Below are 24,254 nucleotides of genomic sequence, written 5' to 3'. Positions count from 1 at the left end.
GGAAGGGGGGGCAAACCGTTGCCGCTTGTCCCTTCTCCCTGCAAGCGGGGAGAAGGGACCGGCAGGCGGATGAGGGGCTTTCGCCGGATCAGAAGATCTTGGCGAATTCCTCGACATTCTTGGCATCGTAGACGAACGGGTCGGCCATCGCGCCTTCGTTGTTGTCGTCGAGCTTGACGGCACCCATGCGGCCCATCTTCAGTTCAGCACCCGGCTTGGCTTCGGCACCGTTGATCAGGTCGTAGGCGACCATCGTTGCGGAGTAGCCGAGGTCGATCGGGTTCCAGATCGCGAAAGACTTGGAGGCGCCCGACTTCACGTGGCCGGCCATTTCCGAGGGAAGGCCGAGACCGGTGACGTTGATCTGGCCGATCTTGCCGGCGTCGGTGACGGCCTGGGCGGCGGCAACGATACCGACCGAGGTCGGCGCGATGATCGCCTTCAGGTTCGGATAGGACTGAATAAGGCCCTGCGTTTCGCGATAGGACTTGTCGGCGAGGTCGTCACCATAAACGGTCGCGACGACATTGATGCCCTTGTAGTTGCCCTGGACCTTCTTCATCTCGGCGATCCAGGTGTTCTGGTTGGTCGAGGTCGCCGTTGCTGAAAGCACCGCGACATCGCCGCCCTCAGGCAGGTTGTCGGCGGCGAGCTTGATGATCATGTTGCCGATCAGCGGGCTCGACGACGGGTTCAGGTGCATCAGGCGGCCATCCTTGGCGACGCCTGAGTCCCAGGAGATGACCTTGATGCCGCGATCCATCGCCTTCTTCAGCGCCGGAACGAGGGCGTCGGTGTCGTTGGTGGAAACGGCGATGGCGTCAACCTTCTGGGCGATCAACGAGTTGATCACCTCGATCTGGCCTTCGGCGGTCGTCGTCGTCGGGCCGGTATAGATCACCTCGACGTCGCCGAGCTCCTTGGCGGCTTCCTGCGCGCCCTTGTTGGCGGCTTCGAAGAAGCCGATGCCGAGCGCCTTGACCACGAGCGCGATCTTCTTGTTTTCCGCATGCGCGGCATTGGCCATCAGCGCCAGCGAAACGGCGGCCGTGACCATCAGTGACTTCAGGATCTTCATGCTCATTTCCTCCCAATGACCGGCACGCGACAAGCGTCGCCGGCGCGATTTCCTCCATTGGCGATGCCCCGGCCCCTCCGGCCGTGAGCGTCACCTTCCCCTCTCCTCGCCCACCCCTCAGGCGGACGAGGACATGTTCTCCGCATCTGTGCCGGCTCTCGAGCTGGCAACGACCAGCCGCACACCGGCATTTTCAAGCATCGCGGCATGCCTGTCCTCGATGCCTGAATCCGTAATGACAGTGGCGATCCGCTTCAGCCCGCAAAGGATGAGGCTCGACCGCTTGTGAAACTTCGAGGAGTCCACCAGCACGACGAGTTCGTCGGCCTGGTCGATCAGTTTCTGCTCCGCCTGGATCAACAGCGGATCCGCCTCCATCAGGCCGAGCGGGCCTAAGCCCTGTGCCCCCATGAACATGCGGCGCGCATAGAAATTGCGCGTCACGTCATTGTCGAAGGGGCTGAGGATGATGTTCTGCTCGCGGTAGATCGTGCCGCCCGACAGCATCACCGTGTTCTTCGAATGCTTCAAAAGATGCTCGGCGATCGGGAAGGAATTGGTGAAAACCTGCATTCGCCGATTGCTGAGGAAATGCACCATCTGAAAGGTCGTGGTGCCGCCATTGATGATGATCGGCTCGCCATCCTCGCAGAGCGCCACCGCCTCCTTGGCGATCGCCTGTTTTTCGCGGGCGTGCAGGCCCTCGTTGACCTTGAACGGACGACCGGCAAGGCCGACGAATTGCGGCGGATTGATCGCCTCGGCGCCGCCGCGCACCCGTCGCAGCTTCTTCTGCACGTGGAGGGCTGCAATATCGCGCCGGATCGTCGCCTCGGAACTGTCGGTCAGATCGACCAGCTCCTGGACGGTGACGACGGGTTTTTCCTGAACCGCCGACTGAATGATCCGGTGTCTTTCTTTCTCGTGCATGCGTTCCTCCGATGGCGTTCATGCTTCCATCACGATCGACCATTGTCAATCACAAACAATCATATTTTTTCATTGTGCAGCGCAATATGCGCGAACTTGATCGTTTTTGATTGACTTTAACGCTCAAGTCCTGTGATCTGATGCCAACCACATCTCTGCGCGGTCGCCAAGCCGCGCGATATCAGACCGGGAGGAAATTCGAGATGCTCGACAAGCAGCAGGGTGCGCGACTTGCAAACCTTTGGGACGAGGCAAAGGCTGCCGGCATGAGCGAATCCGAGCGCCTGCTCTATCGCTCCAACCTGCTCGGCTCCGACAAGCGCATCACCAACTACGGCGGCGGTAACACCTCGGCCAAGGTGATGGAGAAGGATCCGCTTGGGGGCGGCACGGTCGAGGTGCTCTGGGTCAAGGGTTCGGGCGGCGACGTCGGAACGATCAAGCTCGACGGTTTTGCCACTCTCTATATGGACAAGCTCAACGCGCTGAAGTCGATTTATCGCGGTGTCGCGTTCGAAGACGAGATGGTCGGCTACCTGCCGCACTGCACTTTCAACCTCAATCCACGCGCCGCCTCGATCGACACGCCGCTGCATGCCTACGTGCCGAAGAAGCATGTCGACCACATGCATCCCGACGCAATCATCGCGATTGCCGCGGCCAAGAACAGCCGCGAGCTGACGGCAAAGATCTTCGGCGACGACATCGGCTGGCTGCCGTGGAAGCGCCCGGGCTACGAGCTCGGCCTGTGGCTGGAAAAGTTCTGCCTGGAAAACCCGCGCGCACGCGGTGTGGTGCTTGAAAGCCATGGCCTCTTCACCTGGGGCGACACGGCGAAAGAAGCCTACGAGACGACGGTCGAGATCATCAACAAGGCGATCGCCTGGTTCGAGGCCGAGAACACCAAGCCTGCTTTTGGCGGCGCGGCGAAGCCGGCGCTCGACGCGGCCGCCCGCGCCGACGTCGCCCGCAAGCTGATGCCGGTCATCCGCGGGCTGATCAGCGCCGACGAGAAGAAGGTCGGCCATTTCGACGACAGCCAGGCCGTGCTCGATTTCGTCACGTCGAAGGATCTGAAGCCGCTGGCCGCTCTTGGCACCAGCTGCCCCGACCATTTCCTGCGCACCAAGATCCGGCCGCTGGTGGTCGATTTCGATCCGGCCAGTCCCGATGTCGACAAGACGCTGGCAGCGCTGCCCGAAGCGATCGCCGCCTATCGCGCCGACTATGCGGCCTACTACGAGCGCTGCAAGCACGAAGACAGCCCCGCCATGCGCGACCCGAACGCGGTCGTCTATCTCGTGCCCGGCGTCGGTATGATCACCTTTGCCAAGGACAAGGCGACCGCCCGCATCTCCGGCGAGTTCTACGTCAACGCCATCAACGTCATGCGCGGCGCCTCCGGCGTTTCCACCTATGTCGGCCTGCCGGAACAGGAAGCCTTCGACATCGAATACTGGCTGCTGGAGGAAGCAAAGCTGCAGCGCATGCCGAAGCCGAAGAGCCTCGCCGGCCGCATCGCGCTCGTTACCGGCGGCGCCGGCGGTATCGGCAAGGCGACGGCCAACCGGCTGATGCAGGAAGGCGCCTGCGTCGTGCTCGCCGATATCGATGAGACCGCGCTTGCGGCGGCCGAAGGCGAACTGTCCAAGCGCTACGGCAAGGATTTCGTCCGCTCCGTCAGCATGAACGTCACCAGCGAAGCTGCGGTCGAGGGCGGTTTTGCCGACGCTCTGCTCGCCTTCGGCGGCCTCGATATCCTGGTCTCCAATGCCGGCCTCGCCTCGTCAGCCGCCATCGAAGACACGACGCTGGCGCTCTGGACCAAGAACATCGACATCCTGACGACCGGCTACTTCCTCGTCTCGCGTGAAGCCTTCCGCATCTTCCGCCAGCAGAAGGCCGGCGGCAACGTCGTCTTCGTCGCCTCCAAGAACGGTCTTGCCGCCTCCCCCGGCGCATCTGCCTATTGCACCGCCAAGGCGGCCGAAATCCACCTCGCCCGCTGCCTGGCGCTCGAAGGGGCTGGCGCGCAGATCCGCGTCAACGTCGTGAACCCCGACGCGGTGTTGCGCGGCTCGAAGATCTGGACTGGCGAGTGGAAGGAACAGCGCGCCGCCGCCTACAAGATGGATGTGGACGACCTCGAGGCGCATTATCGCGAGCGCTCGATGCTGAAGCTCAGCGTCTTCCCCGAGGATATCGCCGAGGCGATCTATTTCCTCGCCTCCGACATGTCGGCGAAATCGACCGGCAACATCATCAATGTCGACGCGGGCAACGCCCAGTCCTTCACCCGCTGATCGAGGAGAGTTTCATGACGACCACCATGATCAGCCAGGCGACCGTCGAGGCCGAGAACGAAAGCCGGCTCACTGCACTTCGCCGGGATTATGAGAGCCTCGGCGAAAGGCTCAGCCGGCGCGGCATCGCGATCGACGAGATCAAACGGAAGGTCACCGCCTACGGTGTTGCCGTCCCTTCCTGGGGTGTCGGCACCGGCGGCACGCGCTTTGCCCGCTTCCCCGGCAAGGGCGAACCGCGCAACATCTTCGACAAGCTCGAGGATTGCGCGGTCATCCAGCAGCTGACCCGGGCGACGCCGACCGTCTCGCTGCATATCCCCTGGGACAAGGTGAGCGACATTTCCGAACTAAAGGAGAAGGGCACGTCGCTCGGCCTCGGTTTCGATGCGATGAACTCCAACACCTTCTCCGACGCGCCGGGCCAGGAACATTCCTACAAGTTCGGCTCGCTGTCGCATGCCGACGCCGCCACGCGCGCCCAAGCGGTGGAGCACAATCTCGAATGCATCGAGATCGGCCGGCAGCTTGGGTCCAAGGCGCTGACGGTCTGGGTCGGCGACGGCTCCAACTTCCCCGGCCAGAGCAACTTCACCCGCGCTTTCGAGCGTTATCTCGACGCGATGAAATCGGTCTACGCGGCGCTGCCGGATGACTGGCGCGTCTACACCGAACACAAGATGTTCGAGCCGGCCTTCTATTCGACCGTCGTCCAGGACTGGGGCAGCAACTACCTGATCGCCCAGGAGCTCGGCCCCAAGGCCTTCTGCCTTGTCGACCTTGGCCACCATGCGCCGAACGTCAACATCGAGATGATCGTCGCCCGCCTCATCCAGTTCGGCAAGCTCGGCGGCTTCCACTTCAACGATTCGAAGTATGGTGACGACGATCTCGACACCGGTTCGATCGATCCCTACCGGCTGTTCCTCGTCTTCAACGAACTCGTCGATGCGGAGACCCGCAAGGCCAAGGGGTTCGAGCCGGCGCACATGCTCGACCAGAGCCACAACGTCACCGACCCGATCGAAAGCCTGATGACGAGTGCCACCGAGGTCTGCCGCGCCTATGCCCAGGCGCTGATTGTCGACCGCCAGGCGCTCGCGGGCTACCAGGACGACAACGACGCGCTGATGGCGAGCGAGACGCTGAAGGTAGCCTTCCGCACCGACGTCGAGCCTATTCTCGCAATGGCGCGGCTCGAAAGCGGCGGCGCAATCGCACCTGTCGCGGCCTATCGCAAGAGCGGTTACCGCGCGAAAGTCGCGGCTGAGCGCCCGGCCGTTGCCGGCGGCGGGGGCGGTATCGTCTGACCCTGAAACGAGCGGCGCCGGGCTGCCATTTGAGGCCCGGCGCCGCATCCCACGCTCGACGGCTCAAAAAATCGCTGCGCGATGAAATTGCCCCCTATCTGATTTCAATTCCTGATCTATCTTTCCCTTGGAGATTCAACGGAAAGGGACCCGTTCATGGGCATTGAAAGCATTCTCGTCTTCCTGATCGTCGGCGCGGTCGCCGGCTGGCTCGCCGGCCTCATTGTCAAGGGCGGCGGTTTCGGCCTCATCGGCAATATGGTCGTCGGCATCATCGGCGCCTTCATCGCCGGCTTCCTCTTTCCGGCGATCGGTATCAGCCTCGGCACCGGCATCCTTTCAGCGATCCTGCACGCGACGATCGGTGCCGTCATCCTTCTGGTGCTGATCCGCATTGTCAAACAGGCCTGACCCATCGTCGGCCGCAGTACCCTTCGCGCCCGGGATATCCCCGGCCGTTCCATCTGGACGCGCAAAGGGGGCTGTAGCACTGTGATCTGCTGGACGGGACATCGCACATAGCCAGACGGAGGCGAGCATGAACGCTCTTTACACCGACAAGATCGAAACGGCGCTCAAGTCGTTCATTGCGGATCACCCGGGAATGCAGACACGGGATCAGGCGATCATCGCGATCCTCGAAAACTGGTTCACCAATCACGGCTACCTGCCACCGCAGCAGGAAGGTCTGCGCCCGGAAGACCTTGACGCTTCCAACGACGATTGAGAGATTTGCGCGCCCGGCACGAAGGACCATAGCGCTTCTTGCGCCGCGGCGGCCGCCCCTTGCCTTTTCAATAGCGTGAACTGTTCGCCATGAGCCTGACCTCCGTCAAAGACTTCTTCTCCCAGCACGCCCCAGATATCGACGTCATCGAGCTACAACAAAGCACCGCCACGGTTGCTCTTGCGGCCGAGGGCCACGGCGTCGAGCCCGCCCAGATCGCCAAGACGCTGGCGCTTCGCGTCGGCGACGACGTGATCCTGATCGTCACGCGTGGCGACGCCCGCCTCGACAACAAGAAGTACAAGGCCCGCTTCGGCACAAAGGCCCGCATGCTTGGGTTCGACGAGGTGGAAGCCGAGACCGGCCACCCGGTCGGCGGCGTCTGCCCCTTCGGTCTCGCCAAGCCGCACAGCATCTATTGCGACCTGTCGCTCAAGGCCTACGACATCGTCGTGCCGGCCGCCGGTGCCACCAATGCGGCTGTGCACATCAGCCCGACCCGCATCGCCGAGCTGACCGGCGCCGAGTGGATCGACGTATCGGAAGCGTAGTTTGCCGTTGCGGATACGGGGCCTGCCTTGGAATGGCCACAAAGCTTAACTGAAACCGCAGGCGCGCCCCGGCAGTGATTTGCCGGGTTGGTCCTTTCCGTTCCTAGGAGTCCGTCAAGCATGAAGCTACTCGCGTACCCGCTCGTCTTCACCGCCACATTCTCCCCGGCGCTGGCGATGGATCAGTCCCTGGTACGTCAGTTCGAGAAGCTCGACCCGCAGACCCGCCTGGAGCAGCGCTGCGACACCGAAGCGATGGAGCGCATCAACGCCGACAAGTCGAGCTTCAAACCGGACAAGGTGATTGCCTATACTTTCGCCGAACCGGTCGTGAAGGAAGACAAGATGAAGGCGCCGGGCGCCGTGTTCCGCAGCAAGGGCGAATGGTACAAGCTGAAGTTCAAGTGCCGCACCGACGCCGAGCACCTGGATGTCCTGTCCTTCGAATACAAGATCGGCGAGCTTGTGCCGCACGAGAGCTGGGACGAATTCTACCTTTATCCCTGACAGGCGTCGAAGGACGCGGTGGCCTTGAGGGCAGAGAGCCCTAGAGGATGGCCACGAGAAAGAGCAGGGAGCCGAACGAGAGCGCGGCCATGATGCTCATCAGCATTTTCATCATGTGCTCTGCCATATCGTACACCCTTACCTCGGCTCCATCGGAACGAACGCGACGGCGTATCCCGTCCGGCAGCTCCGGTCCGTCGCACAAGGGGCGGCGTGAGCCTGATCCGAGAGTGCGCCAGCATGGTTAACAAAGCGTTAACTGCGCTCGACCGGCGCCGAGAGGGGGCCGACATCGCCTATCCAAGACAAGGCTCACACAAGATCGAAGCGGAATAAGGAATGTGCAGGGGGCGTTCCCTGTATGCGCGGAACACCTGCGCCGTGCGGGCAGCGCCAAGGCTGGCGATGCGGGCAACGGCAACGTCCGAAGAGACTGGAAACCGCGCGAGAAAAGCACCATGGAGAGGCGCGTGAGCCAGGTTAAGCTGAGCATTTGCATTCCAACCTACAATCGCGCAGCCTTTCTCGAGAAGTCGCTCGCCTACTTCGTCGACCTTTACCAATTCTCCTATAAGTACGAGATCATCATCTCCGACAACGCGTCTACGGACGACACGCGCGACGTGGCCGAGCGTTTCATCGCCAAGGGCCTGCCGATCCGCTACCTCAGGCAGGCGGAGAACTACGGTTCCGGCGCCAACGTCGTCAGCGCCTTCAGCCGCGCGACCGGCGAATATGTGCTCTATCTCGCCGACGACGACATCCTGATCAACGAAGGCATGCGCGAGGCGATCCGCTACCTGGATCTCAATCCGGAAGTCACCGCTTGCTACGCGCCCTGGTACACGCATGACGAAGTCGAGGAGCGCGACGATCCGCCGTTCTACATCGTCGACAAGGACACGAAGTTCAAGAAGCGCGCTTCCGAGGAAGTGTTCGACTTCCTCTGCGAGCGACACGTGTTTCCGGAAATCGGCATCTACCGGGCGTCGGCGCTACGGTCGGCCTGGGTGCCCAGGAACTTCGCCTACTGGGCCTTCGCCTATCTCGCCCATTTTCTGGAGCAGGGCGCCGTCGCCTTCCTGAGAAAGCCGTTCTACCGACAGGTCACCCGTTCGAAGATCGCCCGCGACCGACCGCAAGCCGGCCATGCCGACGTGCTCACCGCCTGGGACAGCTACCGCGGCGGCCTTGAATATTTTCTCTATTCCGGTGCCAAGCGCGGCGCCGTGCGGCTAACACCGGAGCGCCGGGCCTATCTCGATGCGCAGGTGAGGGATTTCACCATGCTGCGCATGACGGTCGCCCTGCGCATGTGGCTCGCGAAGAAGGACTACATCCGCGCCTATGAGCTTTATACTCGCCTGATGCTCGGCGGCTTCGAACACCATCCCGAACTGCAGCGATCAAAGGGCGTTCTGCCGCTCATGGTCGCCCTGCAGACGGTGATGTGGCACACGAACGCGGTCGCCGAGATCGATCGTCTGGTGCTGCACGGCGTCGAAGACCATGGTGCGATCGAAGAGCTGTTGCGTGACCTTGGCCTGCGCTCCCATATCGCCGTCGTTCCCGGTACAACGGAACTCACGCCGGACGAAATTGGCCGCACCGCCGTCTTCGTCACGGCCGACAGCGATCGCAAGCACTATCTTCGCAAGGGGCACCTGCCGAACCTAGTGGTCAGCGAAAGCGACATCCTCAACCACGTTCTGCTTTAAAATATAAAGGGCGCCGCTGGCGCCCTCGTTTGTTTCGCAGGTTATACCGGGTAGCGCGACGGGCAAAAAGGCCGCTTGACCACGCACGCCCCACGGATACCGCATTACTTGCGCATGATGCCCTTGTAATAGGCGCCGTTGCGCGGCGGCGGGCGGTTCACGACCTTGGCCTCAGGGTTGTACTTCTCGCTCTTGTGGCCTTCGTTGATGGGCGTTGTCGATACGCCCTTGTAGTAGCTTCCGCCGGCAAATGCCGGAGCAACGCCGCCCACGGCGACCGTCGCAGTCACCAAAGCTGCCAGAGAGAGTGTCGCAAGTTTACGCATGTCTAATCCTCGTTGACCCGGCCGCGCCCCCGTTTTTTCCGGACGTCGCGGCCTAAATTGTGCGGCGACGAACTGCGCCGCTCAGGTCCTCCCGGGCGCCAGAATAGGCAGAAGCTGCGACACGCCTGTAACGCAGGTGACAGCCGAGGAGTCTCGGCTGGGTTAAGTTCCCGGGTCAGTCGAAGCCAGGTCGGCAGAGCCGACGATATTTTCCCCTCTTAATCGCGCCCTCCAAATCCACCTCTGCGGCTTGTCTCAGCGGAAGAGCTGCAGGATGTTCTGAGCGTCGGAGTTGGCGATCTGCAAAGCCTGAATGCCGAGCTGCTCCTGCGACTGCAAGGCCTTCAGCCGCGTCGATGTCTCGTTCATGTCGGCATCCACCAGGCGCCCGACCCCCTTGTCGATCGTCGCCATCAGCGTTTGAGCGAAGGTCGTTTGCATGTCGATGCGCGACAGCAGCGAACCGAGCGCCGCTGCACCGTCGATGGTCCGCTGCAGGACGACTTCGATGTAGTGGAGATAGGAATCGACCGATTGCGGGTTGGCCGCGATATCGACGTCAAGGAAGTTTCTGCGGGCGATCGGTTCGATGTTCACGTCAATGTTGGTGAAGCCGATAAAGGTTCCGGCACCGGATTTCCGATCGACGGCCGGATCGGACTTTATCAGGATGCCGCCTGAGCCGTTGTTCTGAATGATGGTGTTCGGCCGGGTGATGAGCGACTGAAGCACCGTCACCATCTCGTCGACCGTTTCGATCTTGCCGGTATCCTTGCCCAGCAGCGCGTTCACCTGATTGCGGTCGAAGGAATGGGTGCTGGGAGCTTCGCCGTTCACCGAAAAATTGAAGGATACGACGACGTCCTTGTAGACCTCGAATTGCTCGAACGTCAGCGTCATCTCCGATCCGCGCTCGCCGAAATCCGAGTTTTCAACGAGACCAGCTCCGCCGCCGCTCGACGTGCTGACGACCAGATTGGCGACCTCGACATAGGACCCGTCGAGGCCGGAGTTCTGCTGTGTCATGAAGCCGATTTGATTGATAATGGGGGCGTAAGGCTCATAGGGGTGTCTATATGTCTTGACCGTGGCGCCGGCCCCCGCCTGCTTGACCGCGTGGTCGAGCACTGCTGCATATTGCGTGTAGTCCGATATCACGCCGTTGGCAGTGGCGCCGAGCACCGTGTCGACGGTGGTGCGATCGACGGTGACCGAGGTCGTCTTTCCGGCGTGTAGCGGCAGCGAGAGACCTTGAGAGCTGCTGTCCTTGTCGACGATGACGTCAAACGTGATCTTGTCGCCCGCGTTCGAAAAACTGAGCGGCCCCGTGAAATGGAACACGAATTCGCCAGCCTGGCCCGCCCGGTTGTTGTAGTTGCTGTTGGTGGTGTAGCCGTCGACATCGACCGAGGTCACGAAGCGGATCCCGCCGACGGTCCTCAGATCCCGCGTGTCGGCCTGCAGGATGCCGCCGCCGGTGCTGTTGAACAGCGAGGAGTCCCGCAGGAAAAAGTCGGCCGTGTTCAGCGACACGCCGTTTCGGGCGTCTCTCGAAAACGAGGAGGCGACGGACGTGCGATTCAGATCGCTGTCATAGATGTCGGAGACATTGGTTCTCAGCCAGTTCTGTCCGCTGAAGCTCGCCGAATCCACGATGCTCAGGATCTGCTGCTTGAGCTGGTCGAGCTCCTTCTGGAGCTTGCCCTTGTCGACGCCGGGCTCCCTCGCCGTCACCAGCCTGGCCTTGAACTCGCTGAGAATACCGGTAACGGCATCCATCGCCGCATAGGCCGTCTCGACCTTGGCCGCTCCCAGCCCGAGCGCGTCCTGGACCGCAGACACGGCCTTGGCGTCGGAGCGCATGGTTGTCGAGATCGACCAATAGGCGGCGTTGTCGGCCGCCGTCTGAATTCTCAGGCCCGAGTTCAGTTGCCCGCGGACCTGAGCCATGTCGGAGTTAATCGTACGCAGAGTCTGGAGCGCAGAAATCGCTCCAGCGTTCGTGAGAATGCTGACCATATTAGTGACATCTTAAAATTGAAAAATGCCCTTCATGGGCCGCTGTGATTGTGGCGATACAACCAAATACGTGGTTAACACCGACTTAAGAAACCTCGCCTCGGGGCGCAAATATTGCGTCAGCCCTTCCGATGGTTGGCAATAATTGCGCCCTTGCTCCTCGCCCTGCAGGCGGGGTCAGGCACGCTCGGCCGCCAGCGGCACCGGTTGGGTTACGGGGAACAGGGCTTTCAGGGCGTCGAAGTGCTTTTCCACCAGATGCCAGGAAATCGTCGCGACGATGACCGTGATGGTGCTCATGATAAGGAACGTCATCGGCCCCGCCCTGTAGAGCGCCGGCCACTGTTCTGCGACCAGCCACCAGAGCGCCATGTGGTACACATAGGTCGCGTAACTGACGCGGCTGAGGAAGCGCGTGACGGGGTTTGCCAGGAGATAGGCCGACACGCCCTTGTATCCGATGTAGGAACTCAGAACGATCGAGGCCAGCGCGTAGATGCAAAGCAACTTATAGGTTTCCGAATGGCCGAACTTGAAACCGACGAAGAGAGGCGACGCGATGATCGCGACAGATGCGAGGTTGTTGAGCTTGCTCGTCAGAACCGCCCGCACATCGGCATTGTCCTTGACCAGCGCCAGGATCGCCCCTGCCGCCACCGGGTCAAAGGCAAGAACGATGTTTGACCAGGCGAGAAGACCGAGCTCGTCGCTATAGGTTCGGGCGATCACCGACATCGTGAAGATGAGGACATAGGCCACGAATATGTGCCGCCGGCTCAGGAAGATGATGATCAGCGGAGCGGTAAGGTAGAACTGCTCGACGATGTTGAGGCTCCAGAGATGCGCGGCAACCCAGGGCTCCCAGTCCTGAGTGATGGCGAAATACAGGCTCGACATCTGAAACGTGTGCCACGCCAGGCTGTTGCGTATGCCATCCATGTTGAACAGTGCCGCCACGAACAGCATCAGGAACAGCGCCGGAAGCAGGCGTAGCGAGCGGCGAATGTAGAAATTGGTGACGTTGATCGTTGCCTGGGTGTCTTTTGCCGACAGCAGGATCACCCCGATCAAGAAGCCGCTGATGATGAAGAAGAGTGAAACTCGAACAGATTCAAGTGTGGGATGCTCGTTCCAGTAATGAACGTACAATACCCCCGTCATGGCGATCACGCGAAGCCCGTCAATTTGCTCCCGCCTGTCGCCGCGCGCTCCCGTCGCAGCCATTCCTTTGTCCCCGCAGGATCTATTACTTAAATTATTTCTACTTAAGAATATCCTTGGAGATTACGCCGCTTCCGCGCACTTGTGAAGAGAGCGATGTTCTTGACCGATCGGCGACGATACCTCGCGCGCCTGCCCGAAAACAGGAAGGCCACGGGCGCGGCGTGCCCGTGGCCTTCCCAACGTTTAGAAGCAAACCTTAGGCTTCCTTGAAGACCTCGTCGCGGTTTCGCCGCATCGACGGCGAGATGGCGATCACAAGCGCCATGACGGCGATCGCCAGCAGAATTGCCGACAGCGGCGATTGCAGGAAGGTCAGCGGGCTGCCGCCGGAGATGATCAGCGACTGGCGCAGCTTCTCCTCGAGCAAGCGGCCTAGCACGAAGCCGAGCGCCAGCGGCGCAGGCTCGAATTCGAGCTTGTAGAGGGCGTAGCCGATGATCCCGAACAGGGCGGCCATCATTACCTGGGCCGCATCGTTGGCGATCGAGTAGAGGCCGATGCAGCAGAAGCAGACGATGGCCGGAAACAGGAGGCGATAGGGCACGCGCAGCAGCTTCACCCACAGACCGATCAGCGGCAGGTTGATGATGACCAGCATGAGGTTGCCGATCCACATCGAGGCGATGAGCCCCCAGAACAGTTCCGGATTGCGCTCGATCACCTGTGGCCCGGGCACGATGCCCTGGATCATCATCGCGCCCACCATCAGCGCCATCACCGCATTCGGCGGCAGGCCGAGGGTGAGAAGCGGGATGAACGAGGTCTGCGCGCCGGCATTGTTGGCGCTTTCCGGGCCGGCGACGGCCGCCGGTGCGCCATGGCCGAAGTCCTGCGGCCGCTTCGACATACGCTTTTCCACCGCATAGCTGGCAAAGGGGCCGAGGATCGCGCCGTTGCCCGGCAGAACGCCAAGGACAGAGCCGAGGAAGGTGCCGCGCAGGATCGGCGGGAAGTTATCCTTCAGCTCCTTCAGCGTCGGCCACAGGCGGCCGATGCGGCTGCGCACGACATCGCGGGATTCCGGATCGGCAAGGTTCTTGAAGATCTCGCCGAAGCCGAAGATGCCCATGGCCAGCACGACGAATTCGATGCCGTCCTGGAGCATTTCAAGGCCGAAGGTCATGCGCTCGCGACCCGTTTCCATATCGGCGCCGACACAGGAGAGCAGCACGCCGATGAGGATCATCGAAACCGCCTTCAGAAGCGAGCCGTGCGCCAGCACGACGGCAAAAACGAGGCCCATGATCATCAGCGAAAAATACTCGGTCGGGCCGAAGAGAAGGCCCATGCGCGTCATCGGAACGCCGAGAGCGGCAATCACGATGGTGGCAACCGTGCCGGCAAAGAACGAACCGATCGCCGCCAGGCCGAGCGCAAGCCCCGCCTGGCCCTTCTGGGCCATCTTGTGGCCGTCGATGGCGGTGACGACCGCGGTTGCCTCACCGGGAATGTTGACGAGGATCGCCGTGGTCGAGCCGCCGTACTGGGCGCCGTAATAGATGCCGGCGAGCATGATCAACGAGCCGGTCGGATCGAGCGAGAGGGTGACCGGCAGCAGGATCGCGATGGTGGCAACCGGGCCGACGCCCGGCAACACGCCCACCAGCGTGCCGATGAGACAGCCGATGAAGCAGAGCGCGATGTTCTGCAGGGTGAACGCCACGGTCATGCCGAGGCCGAGATTGATAAAGACGTCCAGCATCTCAGTATCCTAGAAGCCAGGGCGCAACGGGAACCGAAAGCCCGAGCGCATAGCGAAAGAGGCCGATGCAGAAGGCTGTTAGCACGGCGGCAAAGACAAGAAGTTCGCCAAGGCGGGCATCGCGCGCGGCCAGGCCGGAAGCGACGACCGCCAGCGGACAGGCGATCGAGAGGCCGAGACCGGGAATGGTAACCGGACCGAGATGATAGCCACGCACCGTAACGGCAAAGAGAACGACGCCGAGGATGACGGGGATCGTCTCGCGGATCGCCCAGCGGCCGGTCGAAGGCCCCGGATCCTTTCGGCTCAGCACCAGTTGCAGGAGCCCGAGCCCCAGGATGACGAGGGAAAGCAGCCGCGGCATCAGCCCCGAGCCGACGCCTTCCGAGGTCATGAAGGGCAGATCGGAGCCGGCCCACAGGCCAAGCCCGCCGAGGCCGACCAGCACGATGCCGGCAAGCCTCTCCCGGCCGAGCCCTCCCGCAGAGGGCTCGGTTTCAGTGTTCGTGGACGTGGCTTCCATCTTACTCGACCTTGATGTCGGCCGCTTTCACCACGTCGCCCCAGCGCGCGCGCTCCTTGGCCATGAAATCGGCAAAGGCCTGGGGGCCCATGGAGGACGGCACGGCGCCGTCGTTCTTCAGCTTGTCGAGCACGTCGGCATCGCTGAGCGTCTCGGTCGTCGCCGCCTCGAGCTTCGACTTTACGTCCGCCGGCATGCCTTTCGGACCGACGAGGCCATACCAGGCCGAGGCCGTGTAGCCCGGAACGCCGGCTTCAATGGCGGTCGGCACATCCGGCAGGCTCGCAAAGCGCTTGTCGCCGGTGACGGCAAGCGCCTTCAGCGTGCCGCTCTCGATCAGCCCGATCGCCGAGGGAATGGTGGTGACCATGAAGTCAATGTGGCCGCCGACGAGATCGTTCACCGCCGGGCCTGCGCCCTTGTAAGGAACGTGCCTGACCTTGATGCCGGCGGTCTGGCCGAGCAGCAGCGCGCCGAGATGGCTGGCCGAGGCGTTGCCGGCCGAACCATAGACCAGCTCGCCGGACTTGGCCGCCTCGACCAGTTCGCCGAGCGTGTTGACCTTGAGCGATGGTCCGACAACGACGACGAGGGACGCATCCGCGATCATCGCGATCGGATCGAGGTCCGTGCCCGGATCGGCCTTCAGCTTGAAGATATGCGGGTTGACGACCATCGGGCCCTGATTGCCGATCAGCAGGGTGTAGCCGTCGGGATCAGCCGCAGCGGCGACTTCGGTTCCAAGGTTGGCGGCGGCACCCGGCCGGTTTTCGACGATGACGCGACCGCCGAGCGCCTTTTCAAGCCGCGCGGCAAAGACGCGGGCGATGGCATCTGTGCCGCCGCCGGCGGCATAGGAAACCACCAGCGTGATCGGCTTGGACGGATACGCATCCTGCGCCATCATAGGGGCTGCGACCGACATGGTCATGGCGGCCCCGCACAGGGCCAGGGCGACGCGACGGGTAAATTTCATGGGCATTTTGTTCTCCTCCCAGTTCGTTAATGCATTCGCGACACGTTGCTCTGCAAGACCCTAAGCGTCTTTGCGAACAAGAGCCGCACCTTCAAACAGCCGACGCGTGGTGCGCATCACAGACACAGTCGGGCTATTGTCTCCTATTGCCTTCTCGACCCTCACCCGCAGTTCACCGGTCGGGTGCTCGAAGGCGAGCGTCGCCGGCAGCGAAAGCTCCGGAAAACGCCGACCCACGAGGCCGGTCGGGATCGTTGCCGCCAAACCGAGGCTCACGGCACCGGTCGTTGCAAGCGCGGTGTGGCAATTGGCGGGCGTGAAATAGCGCACGGCCAGATCGCCGCCGCTCGCGGGCGCCCCGATCAGCACCGGCTTCGGCAGAACCGACTGGCTGACATCCCCCATCCCCATCAGCCTTCCGGCCTCCCGCCGGATTTCCTCGAGCCGGGCCATGAAAGCCGCATCGGCGTCGAAAGCTGCAGCGGGCTCCGAGCCGCTGTAGCCCATATCCTCGGCGGTGATGATCACCACCGGCGTTGCGCCGTCCAGCAGCGTTACTTCAAGACCGAGAATGACATCGGTCGCCTTGCCGCTCGGCAGCAGTCGGCCGGTCTTGGCGCCGATCGCATCGCGAAAGGCCAGATAGACAGGGGCGGCCTTGCCCGGCACGCCGTCGATGGCGGCCTCTCCCTGATAGGCGATCGCGCCGCCGGGGGTCTGAATGCGGGCGTCGATGATCTTGCCGGTGTTGACGTTGTGAACCTTGATGACCGTTTCGTCGCCGGTCGGCAGAACCAGGCCGGCCTCGATGGCGAACGGGCCGACGGCCGAGAGCATGTTGCCGCAGTTCGGCGCCGTATCGACGCTGCGCTCCAGCACCTTCACCTGGGCGAAGAGATAATCGACATCAGCTTCCGGACGGCTCGACGGACCGACGATCGCGACCTTGCTCGTCAGCGAGTTGCCACCGCCGAGACCGTCGATCTGCAGCGGGTGGCCGGAGCCCATGATTTCGATCAGCAGGCGGTCGCGCTCGACGGGATCAGCCGGAAGATCGCGAGACAGAAAAAACGGTCCCTTCGACGTTCCGCCGCGCATCATCACGCAGGGTATCCTGATCAAGTCATCCATTCCGCATGCTCCTTCGAACCGGCCGCAACCGGCTGATCGGAGGGATCTCACGGATCAAATCTGTTGTGAAATGCAAAGAATGGCGTAATTATTCCGATATGCGCAATAATTTCGAATTCCTCGACCTCAAGGCTTTTCTCGCCGTACTCGACCTCGGCTCGTTCAACGAAGCTGCCCGCCAGCTCAATCTTTCACAACCTGCGCTTTCACGGCGGATCAAGGGCTTTGAAGCCTCCGTCGGCGCGCAGTTGATCGAACGCACGACCCGGCACGTGGCGCCGACGCAGGTCGGGCGGGAGCTTCTGCCACTGGTCAGGCGTCTGGTCGACGAATTCGAGGAATCGATCCTCTCGATCAGCGACCTCGGTGGGCGACACCGCGCCCAGGTCACCATCGCCTCGGTCCCGACCGCGGCCTTCTATTTTCTTCCCAGGGTTGTGCAATCCTTCAACGAGAAATTCCCGGGTATCCGCTTCCGAATCCTCGATCTCTCGGCCAATGAGGGGCTTGATGCGGTCGCCAACGGCGAGGTCGAATTCGGCATCAACATCACTGGGGCGGCGCGCCCTGATCTCAGCTTCACGCCGCTCGTCGACGACCCGTTCGTGCTCGCCTGCCGCCGCGATCATCCGCTGGCGACCTCGAAGCAACTGACCTGGGCGGATCTGACCGGCCACCCGCTGATCGGGGTCAGCAAGACCAGCGGCAACCGTGCCGTGCTCGACCGGGCGCTTACAACGGCCCAGGTGCAGCTCAACTGGTTCTACGAGGTCAACCACCTGTCGACCTCGCTCGGCCTCGTCGAGGCGGGCCTCGGCATCTCCGTGATGCCGCGGCTGGCCACACCCCAGGTCGAACACCCAGTGATCGCCACCGTGCCGCTGACCGCCCCCACCGTCAGCCGCACCATCGGCCTCGTCGAACGCCGCGGCGGCAGACTATCACCGGCCGCCATCCGCTTTCGCGAGATGCTGGTGCAGGAGTGGACGACGTATTGAGGGAGCGCAGCCGCATAGTGGACGCAAGGAAACGACACGCCAGCGCTTGAAGGAACCAAGATCTTCGAGAAGAAAGATGGTGCCCGGAGGCGGATTTGAACCACCGACACGCGGATTTTCAATCCGCTGCTCTACCAACTGAGCTATCCGGGCATCCTGCCGTTTCGGGCATCGGCTCCTTTCGGAACCATCGGGGCGCTTGTGTTTGCCCTGGGAACGAGCGGGGTTATAGCATCTTGTTCGGCGGTGTCCAGCGCCAAATGAAAGTTTTTTGACCGAAATCCTGTGGACAATCGAAACGCCGAAAAAGCGAGGAGTTTCAGAGAGATCGCATTCTCTCCCTGGTCCATTTTTCGTGGAAAGTGGCCGTTGGAAGCCGAAAAAGATGATTGCACGCACCCGGTGACGCGCGAGGATCTTCGAGGCGTCGTTCGCGGCAAAGAGGATGTGGGGAAGGAAAAGCCGGACCGGCGGGTCCGGCCGCAGCGGTACGCCTAGCGGTCGTCGCCGTCGTCGGCCTTCGCCTCGTCGTCGGCGACCGGAATAGCGTAGGAGCCGGAGAGCCAGCGATTGAGGTCGACGTTGCGGCAGCGGTCGGAGCAGAAGGGATAGTGTTCCCGATGCGACGGCCGGCCACATTCCGGACACGGGCGCGGTGCGCGCAGGGGCGCAACGTTCGAAGCGCTTTTCTTCGTTTCGTCGGTCACTCGTTCAGCCTTCCAGCCAACGATTGTGCACGTCATAGCCTTCGCCGACAAGCAGGCTGACGGTTTCGTAAAGCGGCAGGCCAACGACGTTGCTGTAGGAGCCGACGAGCTTGACCACGAAGCTGCCGGCGATGCCCTGGATGCCGTAGCCGCCCGCCTTGCCGCGCCATTGGCCCGAGGCGAGATAGCTTTCGATATCGAAACCGGACAGGCGCTTGAAGCGCACCTTGGTGTCGACGACCTTCTGGCGCACGGTCTTGTCCGGGGTGATCAGGCAGACGCCGGTGTAGACGCGATGACTGCGGCCGGAAAGAAGATGCAGCGCGCTCGAGGCTTCGCTGACGAGTTCCGGTTTCGGCAGGATGCGGCGGCCAACGCAAACGACCGTATCGGCTGCCAGAATGTAGCTTCCGTCCCAGCCGGCCTCGCCCTTGACTGCAGCAAGCGCCGCTCGCGCCTTTTCTGCCGACAGGCGCCTTGCGAGCGAACGCGGATGTTCGGCACGCTTCGGCGTCTCATCGAGATCCATCGGCATCAGGCGCGCGGGCTCGATGCCGGCTTGCGCCAGAAGCTCGACGCGACGCGGCGAACCGGACGCAAGTATCAGTTTCTTGGCCACTGTCATCGGAACGAGCCGTCACTCCAGAGCAATTCCAGCAAAATGCGATAGGCGGTTTACGTCTGGAATTGCAATCCAACCAAAGGTTAGAGCGTTTTCGCGATTCGAAGAAGAAGCGGAAATGCTCCAGGAATTGCTAAGAGCCGGAGCGGCTTACTTGAAGCGGTAGGTGATACGGCCCTTGGTAAGGTCGTACGGGGTCATTTCAACGAGAACCTTGTCGCCGGCAAGCACGCGAATGCGGTTCTTGCGCATACGACCAGCAGTGTGAGCGATGATCTCATGCTCGTTTTCGAGCTTCACGCGGAAGGTCGCATTCGGAAGCAATTCGGTGACCACGCCCGGAAATTCAAGGACTTCTTCTTTCGCCATGTAGGACTGTTCTTTCTATCTTTGTTTAGGGAACCGTCAGGTATCCCGAAAAATTCGCCGGAAACTACACAATCGACGAGGATTTGTGAACCATCTAAGACCGGCTTTTGCGCTTTTGTGACGGGCTACTGTGCCGCGCGTCGGATCAGAAGCGCGAAGCCGCTATAGCACTTCGTACCGCTCCATGTCTCTAGTCTTAAATCGATCGAGATTTACGCCGGCATGGAAGCGACGGAGACTGCAGACCGCGCCGGGATTTTTCGCAACACTCTCAAGCGTCTTCCGACTTCCTGGAGCCGATCAACCGATGATTGATCAGCGTCGATAGGTGATCGCGCACGGCGCGGTAGGCATCGACGATCTGCTCGCGCGTGCCGGCAGCCACCGTCGGATCCGGCGTCGGCCAGTAGACCACGTCGACGGCCATGGAGCGCGTCAATTCGAGCGCCTTGTGATGCGCCTCCGGCGCCAGCGTGACGATAAGGTCGAAATAGTCATCCTCGAGTTCATCGAGCGTATGCGGCTGGTGGCGACCGAGGCTCAGGCCCACTTCGGCCATGACCACGTCGACGAAGGGGTCGCGTTCGCCATGCCGCACGCCGGCGGAGGCGACATAGGTTCCGGCCGGCAGCGCCGCCTTGGCGAGCGCTTCGGCCATCGGCGAGCGAATAGCGTTCATGCCGCACATGAAGAGGACCGAGCGGGGCATTTTCAAGCGCTGAGCCTCGGTTCCCGCCATGCCGGTCGCCGCCCTCACCCGCGCCAGTAGAGCACGCAGACGAGCGTGAACAGGCGGCGGGCGGTATCGAAGTCCAGCCGGATCTTGCCGGAGAGGCGATCCATCAGCGTCTGCGAACCCTCGTTGTGAATGCCGCGGCGCCCCATGTCGATCGCCTCGATCTGGCTCGGCGTCGCCGAGCGGATCGCTTCGTAGTAACTTTCGCAGATCATGAAGTAGTCCTTCACGATCCGGCGGAACGGCGTCAGCGACAGAATATGGGTGGCGACGTCGCTGCCCTTGTCGGTCGAGATCGCAAAGACGAGCTTGGCGTCGACGAGCGAGAGATTGAGCTTATAGGGGCCGCCTGGATGGCCGACCGGCTCGAACAGGTTTTCTTCGAGCAGGTCGAAGATCGCAACCGCGCGCTCATGCTCCACGTCAGGGGTCGAGCGGCCGATGGTCTCGTCCAGAACGACATCGCAGAGACGCTGGTTGCGGTCCGCCTTCATCCAGCGTCCCCGAGATTGAGGCGAATGGCGACGGAGCGCGCATGGGCCTCAAGGCCTTCGGATTTTGCCAGCACGATGGCCGCCGGTCCGAGGATCCGCAATTGTTCGGCATCAAGCCGCAGGATCGACGTGCGCTTCATGTAATCCAGCACCCCAAGGCCGGAGGAGAAGCGCGCGGAACGAGCGGTCGGCAGCACGTGGTTGGAGCCGCCGACATAGTCGCCGATGACCTCGGGCGTGTGGCGACCGACGAAGATCGCGCCGGCATTGCGGATCTTGGCCACCATCGGCTCGGGGTCGGCAAGCGCCAGCTCCAAGTGTTCGGCAGCGATGCGGTTCGCGAGCGGCACGGCCTTCTCAAGATCGGGCACGAGGATGACGGCGCCGAAATCGCGCCAGCTTGCCGACGCCGTTTCGGCGCGTGGCAGAGTTTTCAGCTGCCGCTCGACTGCGCTCTCGACCGCCTGGCCGAAATCCGCATCGTCGGTGATCAGGATCGACTGGGCGCCGACATCGTGCTCGGCCTGGGCGAGAAGATCGGCAGCGATCCAGTCCGGATCGTTGTGCTTGTCGGCAATAACAAGCACTTCGGAGGGGCCGGCGATCATGTCGATGCCGACCGTGCCGAAGACCTGGCGCTTGGCCGCAGCCACATAGGCATTGCCCGGGCCGACGATCTTGGCAACCGGTGCAATCGTCTCGGTGCCATAGGCAAGGGCGGCCACAGCCTGCGCGCCGCCGATGCGGTAGATTTCCTCGACGCCGGCAAGGCGTGCAGCAGCCAGCACCGCCGGGTTGACCTTGCCGCCGGTTGCCGGCACTACCATGACGATGCGGGACACGCCGGCAACCTTTGCCGGCAGCGCGTTCATCAGCACCGAGCTCGGATAGCTCGCGGTGCCGCCGGGCACATAGAGGCCGACGGCATCGACCGCCGTCCAGCGCGAGCCGAGGCCGACGCCCATGGCGTCCTGGTAGATATCGTCCTTCGGGCGCTGGCGGGCATGGTGCGCCTCGATGCGGGTGGCGGCGACCTTTAGCGCGCCGAGAACTTCCGGCTCGACCGCCTGGATCGCTGCATCGATCTCGACGGCGCTGACCGCCATCGGCGTCGTCTGGAAATCGACGCCATCAAAACGCTTGGAGTATTCGGCGAGCGCCGCGTCACCGTGTGCCCGCACGTCGTCGATGATCGCCTTGACCACCGCATTGACGTCCTCGGACACCTCTCGCTTGGTCGTCAGGAATGCCGCGAACTTTTGTTCGAAGTCACCGTCGAGAAAATTGAGCCTGATTGCCAAAGGGGACGTCCTTGTATGCCAGTGTCGGTCGGGTCGATCAGCGTCAAGCGCCTTCGGGATGCTTGGGCTTGAAAGCGGTTTCCCACGCCCCGCCGGTATCCGCAAGCTGCGTTTCGATGCATTCGACGTCAAGCGCGATCGAGGCGTCGCCAGCCAGAACCAACTCCAGCGTGCCTTCCGGCCCCTCGCCCTGCAGCGCGAACTTCAGCGTCAGCAGATCGAGCACCGCCTCGCCGTCACGCCGGTCGAAGCCGACGGAGCGCACTGCATTCACACGTTTGAAGAGGAGAGCCGCACGCCGGCGCTCAAAGGAGCGGCGCTTGCCATCGGCCGTCTCCCAGACGAAGCGGTTGACGATGAGAGAAAACTGCTTGCGACGCGCGTCGTATTCCAGGCCCGAAACCTTGAACACGGCATCCTGGACGTGGGCGGAGACGACAGCGAGATCCTCCTCGTCGAGCGCCAGCAGCTTCAATCCGGTCATGCCATCCATTCCTTTCGTTTCGCCGCACATCTTGCCGTGCCACAATTGAAATGGACATAGGATGTTGCGCCTGAAACCGCAACGGTATCAGGCGCAACCGTTCAAATCAGTCGCTGACGCGCTCGACGTGCGCGCCGCACCGGGTAAGCTTCTCTTCGAGCCGCTCGAAGCCGCGGTCGAGATGATAGACGCGCGAGACCATGGTCTCGCCTTCGGCGGCTAGGCCGGCGATGACGAGCGAGACCGAGGCGCGAAGGTCGGTCGCCATGACAGGCGCGCCCTTCAGGCGGCCGACGCCCTCGATTTTCGCCGTCTGGCCGGAAAGCGAGATCTTGGCGCCGAGACGGGCGAGTTCCTGCACGTGCATGAAGCGGTTCTCGAAGATCGTCTCGGTGATGTGCGAGGTGCCCTTCGCCATGGTCATCAGACCCATGAACTGCGCCTGCAGGTCGGTCGGGAAGCCCGGGAAGGGATCAGTGACGATATCGACCGGCTTAATGCCGGCGCCGTTGCGCACGACGCGGATGCCGCTGTTGGTCTCGGTGATCTCGGCGCCGGCGCGGCGGATCGCTTCCAGCGCCGTGTCGAGCAGCGCCATGTCGGTGTCTTCGAGAATGACGTCGCCGCCGGTCATGGCAACGGCCATGGCGTAGGTGCCGGTCTCGATGCGATCAGGAAGAACGCGGTGACGGGCGCCGGAGAGCGAGCGAACGCCCTCGATGGTGATCGTCGAGGTGCCCTGGCCGGTAATCTTGGCGCCCATGGCGTTCAGGCAGTTGGCGAGGTCGACGACTTCAGGCTCGCGCGCGGCGTTGCCGAGCACCGTGGTGCCGTTGGCAAGCGTCGCTGCCATCATCAGCACATGGGTGGCGCCGACCGACACCTTCGGGAAGGTGTAGCGCGCGCCGATCAGGCCGCCAGCCGGCGCCGTCGCGTTGACGTAACCGCTGTCGATCTCGATGTTGGCGGAAAGCGCCTGCAGGCCTTCGATGAAGAGATCGACCGGACGCGTGCCGATGGCGCAACCGCCCGGCAGCGATACCCGCGCCTTGCCTTCACGGGCAAGCAACGGGCCGATAACCCAGAAGCTCGCGCGCATCTTCGAGACCAACTCGTAAGGGGCGGTCGTGTCGACGATGTTGCGGCAGGTGAAATGGATGGTGCGGGCGTAGCTCTCGCCCTGGCGCTCGCGGCGACCGTTGACGGAGATATCCGCGCCATGGTTGCCGAGGATACGGATCAGTTGCTCGACGTCGGCCAGATGCGGCACGTTTTCGAGCGTCAGCGTGTCGTCGGTCAGAAGCGACGCAATCATCAGCGGCAGGGCCGCATTCTTGGCGCCCGAAATCGGGATGACGCCGTTGAGCTTGTTGCCGCCTACAATCCTGATGCGATCCATGAGGCCTCTCGAACGGGCTTGGCCCGCCTTTCCAAAATAATCCGATGTTGTCTGAAGGCGCCTCTTTAGTGGAGACGCCGCGAAATTAGAAGTGCCTTGAACGCCGCGCATCCCTTCGG

The 24,254-nt window shown here is 62.4% G+C and carries 24 protein-coding genes, 1 tRNA gene and 2 pseudogenes; 8 read left to right on the top strand and 19 right to left on the bottom strand.

Annotation, left to right across the window (positions count from 1 at the left end):
* Positions 1-88: 88 nt before the first annotated feature.
* Together rhaS and ASD63_RS16060 are read right to left on the bottom strand one after the other, a co-directional pair.
* Positions 89-1,078: a rhamnose ABC transporter substrate-binding protein gene (gene rhaS / locus ASD63_RS16065; RefSeq protein ID WP_034796964.1), complete on the bottom strand. Its 990-nt coding sequence runs from the start codon at positions 1,076-1,078 to the stop codon at positions 89-91.
* Positions 1,079-1,195: 117 nt separating this feature from the next.
* A complete protein-coding gene (locus ASD63_RS16060; protein WP_034796966.1) occupies positions 1,196-2,008 on the bottom strand; it encodes a DeoR/GlpR family DNA-binding transcription regulator in 813 nt (270 codons plus the stop codon).
* A 203-nt stretch (positions 2,009-2,211) separates the two neighbouring features.
* On the opposite strand from ASD63_RS16060, the gene ASD63_RS16055 reads away from it, so the two are divergent.
* From ASD63_RS16055 to ASD63_RS16025, 7 genes are all read left to right on the top strand, one after another.
* Entirely contained in the window at positions 2,212-4,311 is a 2,100-nt protein-coding gene (locus ASD63_RS16055) for a bifunctional rhamnulose-1-phosphate aldolase/short-chain dehydrogenase (protein WP_034796967.1), read from the top strand.
* A 14-nt stretch (positions 4,312-4,325) separates the two neighbouring features.
* Positions 4,326-5,621 (top strand): L-rhamnose catabolism isomerase, encoded by a 1,296-nt coding sequence (gene rhaI, locus ASD63_RS16050; protein ID WP_034796968.1) that lies wholly within the window; start codon positions 4,326-4,328, stop codon positions 5,619-5,621.
* 156 nt (positions 5,622-5,777) lie between these two features.
* Positions 5,778-6,032 (top strand): GlsB/YeaQ/YmgE family stress response membrane protein, encoded by a 255-nt coding sequence (locus ASD63_RS16045; protein ID WP_034796969.1) that lies wholly within the window; start codon positions 5,778-5,780, stop codon positions 6,030-6,032.
* A gap of 127 nt (positions 6,033-6,159) precedes the next feature.
* Positions 6,160-6,348, top strand: a complete 189-nt coding sequence (locus ASD63_RS16040) for a hypothetical protein (protein WP_034796970.1) — start codon at positions 6,160-6,162, stop codon at positions 6,346-6,348.
* Positions 6,349-6,437: 89 nt separating this feature from the next.
* Positions 6,438-6,899, top strand: coding sequence for a YbaK/EbsC family protein (locus ASD63_RS16035; protein WP_034796972.1), 462 nt, complete (start codon positions 6,438-6,440; stop codon positions 6,897-6,899).
* A gap of 120 nt (positions 6,900-7,019) precedes the next feature.
* Positions 7,020-7,406: a DUF930 domain-containing protein gene (locus ASD63_RS16030; protein ID WP_034796975.1), complete on the top strand. Its 387-nt coding sequence runs from the start codon at positions 7,020-7,022 to the stop codon at positions 7,404-7,406.
* A gap of 470 nt (positions 7,407-7,876) precedes the next feature.
* Positions 7,877-9,124 (top strand): glycosyltransferase family 2 protein, encoded by a 1,248-nt coding sequence (locus ASD63_RS16025; protein WP_034797586.1) that lies wholly within the window; start codon positions 7,877-7,879, stop codon positions 9,122-9,124.
* A 104-nt stretch (positions 9,125-9,228) separates the two neighbouring features.
* Here ASD63_RS16025 and ASD63_RS16020 read toward each other — a convergent pair whose 3' ends face one another.
* The 8 genes and pseudogenes from ASD63_RS16020 to ASD63_RS15990 all read right to left on the bottom strand — a co-directional run bounded on the left by ASD63_RS16020 (position 9,229) and on the right by ASD63_RS15990 (position 17,025).
* On the bottom strand, positions 9,229-9,450 hold the full coding sequence (locus ASD63_RS16020; protein WP_034796981.1) for a hypothetical protein: 222 nt from the start codon (positions 9,448-9,450) through the stop codon (positions 9,229-9,231).
* A 255-nt stretch (positions 9,451-9,705) separates the two neighbouring features.
* A pseudogene (locus tag ASD63_RS36790) lies at positions 9,706-9,960 on the bottom strand (flagellin); the annotation flags it as partial.
* Positions 9,961-11,073: 1,113 nt separating this feature from the next.
* Positions 11,074-11,469, bottom strand: a pseudogene (locus ASD63_RS36785) (flagellin); the annotation flags it as partial.
* A 177-nt stretch (positions 11,470-11,646) separates the two neighbouring features.
* The gene (locus tag ASD63_RS16010) at positions 11,647-12,693 is read right to left on the bottom strand and encodes an acyltransferase (RefSeq protein WP_034796993.1); all 1,047 of its coding nucleotides are present in this window, start codon (positions 12,691-12,693) and stop codon (positions 11,647-11,649) included.
* Between the two features lie 196 nt (positions 12,694-12,889).
* Positions 12,890-14,395, bottom strand: coding sequence for a tripartite tricarboxylate transporter permease (locus tag ASD63_RS16005; protein WP_034796995.1), 1,506 nt, complete (start codon positions 14,393-14,395; stop codon positions 12,890-12,892).
* A 1-nt stretch (position 14,396) separates the two neighbouring features.
* Positions 14,397-14,918 (bottom strand): tripartite tricarboxylate transporter TctB family protein, encoded by a 522-nt coding sequence (locus tag ASD63_RS16000; protein ID WP_082566601.1) that lies wholly within the window; start codon positions 14,916-14,918, stop codon positions 14,397-14,399.
* Between the two features lies 1 nt (position 14,919).
* Positions 14,920-15,900 (bottom strand): tripartite tricarboxylate transporter substrate binding protein, encoded by a 981-nt coding sequence (locus ASD63_RS15995; protein ID WP_234798726.1) that lies wholly within the window; start codon positions 15,898-15,900, stop codon positions 14,920-14,922.
* 54 nt (positions 15,901-15,954) lie between these two features.
* Positions 15,955-17,025 carry a 4-oxalomesaconate tautomerase gene (locus ASD63_RS15990; RefSeq protein WP_034796997.1) on the bottom strand — a complete coding sequence of 357 codons (1,071 nt, stop codon included), beginning with the start codon at positions 17,023-17,025 and terminating at the stop codon, positions 15,955-15,957.
* Between the two features lie 98 nt (positions 17,026-17,123).
* Between ASD63_RS15990 and ASD63_RS15985 the strand changes: the two genes are divergently transcribed.
* On the top strand, positions 17,124-18,023 hold the full coding sequence (locus ASD63_RS15985) for a LysR family transcriptional regulator (protein ID WP_034796999.1): 900 nt from the start codon (positions 17,124-17,126) through the stop codon (positions 18,021-18,023).
* 77 nt (positions 18,024-18,100) lie between these two features.
* Here the strand turns inward: ASD63_RS15985 and ASD63_RS15980 are convergent.
* From ASD63_RS15980 to murA, 9 genes are all read right to left on the bottom strand, one after another.
* Positions 18,101-18,176, bottom strand: a tRNA-Phe gene (locus tag ASD63_RS15980).
* Between the two features lie 341 nt (positions 18,177-18,517).
* A complete protein-coding gene (gene yacG, locus ASD63_RS15975) occupies positions 18,518-18,766 on the bottom strand; it encodes a DNA gyrase inhibitor YacG (RefSeq protein WP_051659366.1) in 249 nt (82 codons plus the stop codon).
* Complete coding sequence (locus tag ASD63_RS15970) at positions 18,735-19,355, bottom strand: Maf-like protein (protein ID WP_034797002.1); 621 nt, start codon at positions 19,353-19,355, stop codon at positions 18,735-18,737. Before ASD63_RS15970 ends, yacG begins: the two co-directional genes overlap by 32 nt.
* A 147-nt stretch (positions 19,356-19,502) precedes the next feature.
* Positions 19,503-19,721: a translation initiation factor IF-1 gene (infA, locus tag ASD63_RS15965; protein ID WP_004435948.1), complete on the bottom strand. Its 219-nt coding sequence runs from the start codon at positions 19,719-19,721 to the stop codon at positions 19,503-19,505.
* 271 nt (positions 19,722-19,992) lie between these two features.
* Complete coding sequence (locus ASD63_RS15960; protein WP_034797006.1) at positions 19,993-20,460, bottom strand: low molecular weight phosphatase family protein; 468 nt, start codon at positions 20,458-20,460, stop codon at positions 19,993-19,995.
* Positions 20,461-20,474: 14 nt separating this feature from the next.
* Positions 20,475-20,951, bottom strand: coding sequence for a UPF0262 family protein (locus ASD63_RS15955; protein ID WP_034797007.1), 477 nt, complete (start codon positions 20,949-20,951; stop codon positions 20,475-20,477).
* The gene (hisD, locus tag ASD63_RS15950) at positions 20,948-22,252 is read right to left on the bottom strand and encodes a histidinol dehydrogenase (RefSeq protein ID WP_034797008.1); all 1,305 of its coding nucleotides are present in this window, start codon (positions 22,250-22,252) and stop codon (positions 20,948-20,950) included. Before hisD ends, ASD63_RS15955 begins: the two co-directional genes overlap by 4 nt.
* 43 nt (positions 22,253-22,295) lie before the next feature.
* Entirely contained in the window at positions 22,296-22,736 is a 441-nt protein-coding gene (locus tag ASD63_RS15945) for a DUF2948 family protein (protein WP_034797590.1), read from the bottom strand.
* Positions 22,737-22,842: 106 nt separating this feature from the next.
* Positions 22,843-24,135 (bottom strand): UDP-N-acetylglucosamine 1-carboxyvinyltransferase, encoded by a 1,293-nt coding sequence (murA, locus tag ASD63_RS15940; RefSeq protein WP_034797010.1) that lies wholly within the window; start codon positions 24,133-24,135, stop codon positions 22,843-22,845.
* Positions 24,136-24,254 lie beyond the last annotated feature (119 nt).

Source organism: Ensifer sp. Root558 (assembly GCF_001427045.1).
GTDB classification, from domain to species: Bacteria; Pseudomonadota; Alphaproteobacteria; order Rhizobiales; family Rhizobiaceae; genus Ensifer; species Ensifer adhaerens.
This window is presented reverse-complemented; position numbering and strand designations above follow the sequence as displayed.

Bases quoted from the DNA above. Each gene is read 5' to 3' on its own strand.
- rhaS (WP_034796964.1), bottom strand. From the start codon at position 1,078: ATGAAGATCCTGAAGTCACTGATGGTCACGGCCGCCGTTTCGCTGGCG.
- ASD63_RS16060 (WP_034796966.1), bottom strand. From the start codon at position 2,008: ATGCACGAGAAAGAAAGACACCGGATCATTCAGTCGGCGGTTCAGGAA.
- ASD63_RS16055 (WP_034796967.1), top strand. From the start codon at position 2,212: ATGCTCGACAAGCAGCAGGGTGCGCGACTTGCAAACCTTTGGGACGAG.
- rhaI (WP_034796968.1), top strand. From the start codon at position 4,326: ATGACGACCACCATGATCAGCCAGGCGACCGTCGAGGCCGAGAACGAA.
- ASD63_RS16045 (WP_034796969.1), top strand. From the start codon at position 5,778: ATGGGCATTGAAAGCATTCTCGTCTTCCTGATCGTCGGCGCGGTCGCC.
- ASD63_RS16040 (WP_034796970.1), top strand. From the start codon at position 6,160: ATGAACGCTCTTTACACCGACAAGATCGAAACGGCGCTCAAGTCGTTC.
- ASD63_RS16035 (WP_034796972.1), top strand. From the start codon at position 6,438: ATGAGCCTGACCTCCGTCAAAGACTTCTTCTCCCAGCACGCCCCAGAT.
- ASD63_RS16030 (WP_034796975.1), top strand. From the start codon at position 7,020: ATGAAGCTACTCGCGTACCCGCTCGTCTTCACCGCCACATTCTCCCCG.
- ASD63_RS16020 (WP_034796981.1), bottom strand. From the start codon at position 9,450: ATGCGTAAACTTGCGACACTCTCTCTGGCAGCTTTGGTGACTGCGACG.
- ASD63_RS16010 (WP_034796993.1), bottom strand. From the start codon at position 12,693: ATGGCTGCGACGGGAGCGCGCGGCGACAGGCGGGAGCAAATTGACGGG.
- ASD63_RS16005 (WP_034796995.1), bottom strand. From the start codon at position 14,395: ATGCTGGACGTCTTTATCAATCTCGGCCTCGGCATGACCGTGGCGTTC.
- ASD63_RS16000 (WP_082566601.1), bottom strand. From the start codon at position 14,918: ATGGAAGCCACGTCCACGAACACTGAAACCGAGCCCTCTGCGGGAGGG.
- ASD63_RS15995 (WP_234798726.1), bottom strand. From the start codon at position 15,900: ATGCCCATGAAATTTACCCGTCGCGTCGCCCTGGCCCTGTGCGGGGCC.
- ASD63_RS15990 (WP_034796997.1), bottom strand. From the start codon at position 17,025: ATGGATGACTTGATCAGGATACCCTGCGTGATGATGCGCGGCGGAACG.
- ASD63_RS15985 (WP_034796999.1), top strand. From the start codon at position 17,124: ATGCGCAATAATTTCGAATTCCTCGACCTCAAGGCTTTTCTCGCCGTA.
- yacG (WP_051659366.1), bottom strand. From the start codon at position 18,766: ATGACGTGCACAATCGTTGGCTGGAAGGCTGAACGAGTGACCGACGAA.
- ASD63_RS15970 (WP_034797002.1), bottom strand. From the start codon at position 19,355: ATGACAGTGGCCAAGAAACTGATACTTGCGTCCGGTTCGCCGCGTCGC.
- infA (WP_004435948.1), bottom strand. From the start codon at position 19,721: ATGGCGAAAGAAGAAGTCCTTGAATTTCCGGGCGTGGTCACCGAATTG.
- ASD63_RS15960 (WP_034797006.1), bottom strand. From the start codon at position 20,460: ATGGCGGGAACCGAGGCTCAGCGCTTGAAAATGCCCCGCTCGGTCCTC.
- ASD63_RS15955 (WP_034797007.1), bottom strand. From the start codon at position 20,951: ATGAAGGCGGACCGCAACCAGCGTCTCTGCGATGTCGTTCTGGACGAG.
- ASD63_RS15945 (WP_034797590.1), bottom strand. From the start codon at position 22,736: ATGACCGGATTGAAGCTGCTGGCGCTCGACGAGGAGGATCTCGCTGTC.
- murA (WP_034797010.1), bottom strand. From the start codon at position 24,135: ATGGATCGCATCAGGATTGTAGGCGGCAACAAGCTCAACGGCGTCATC.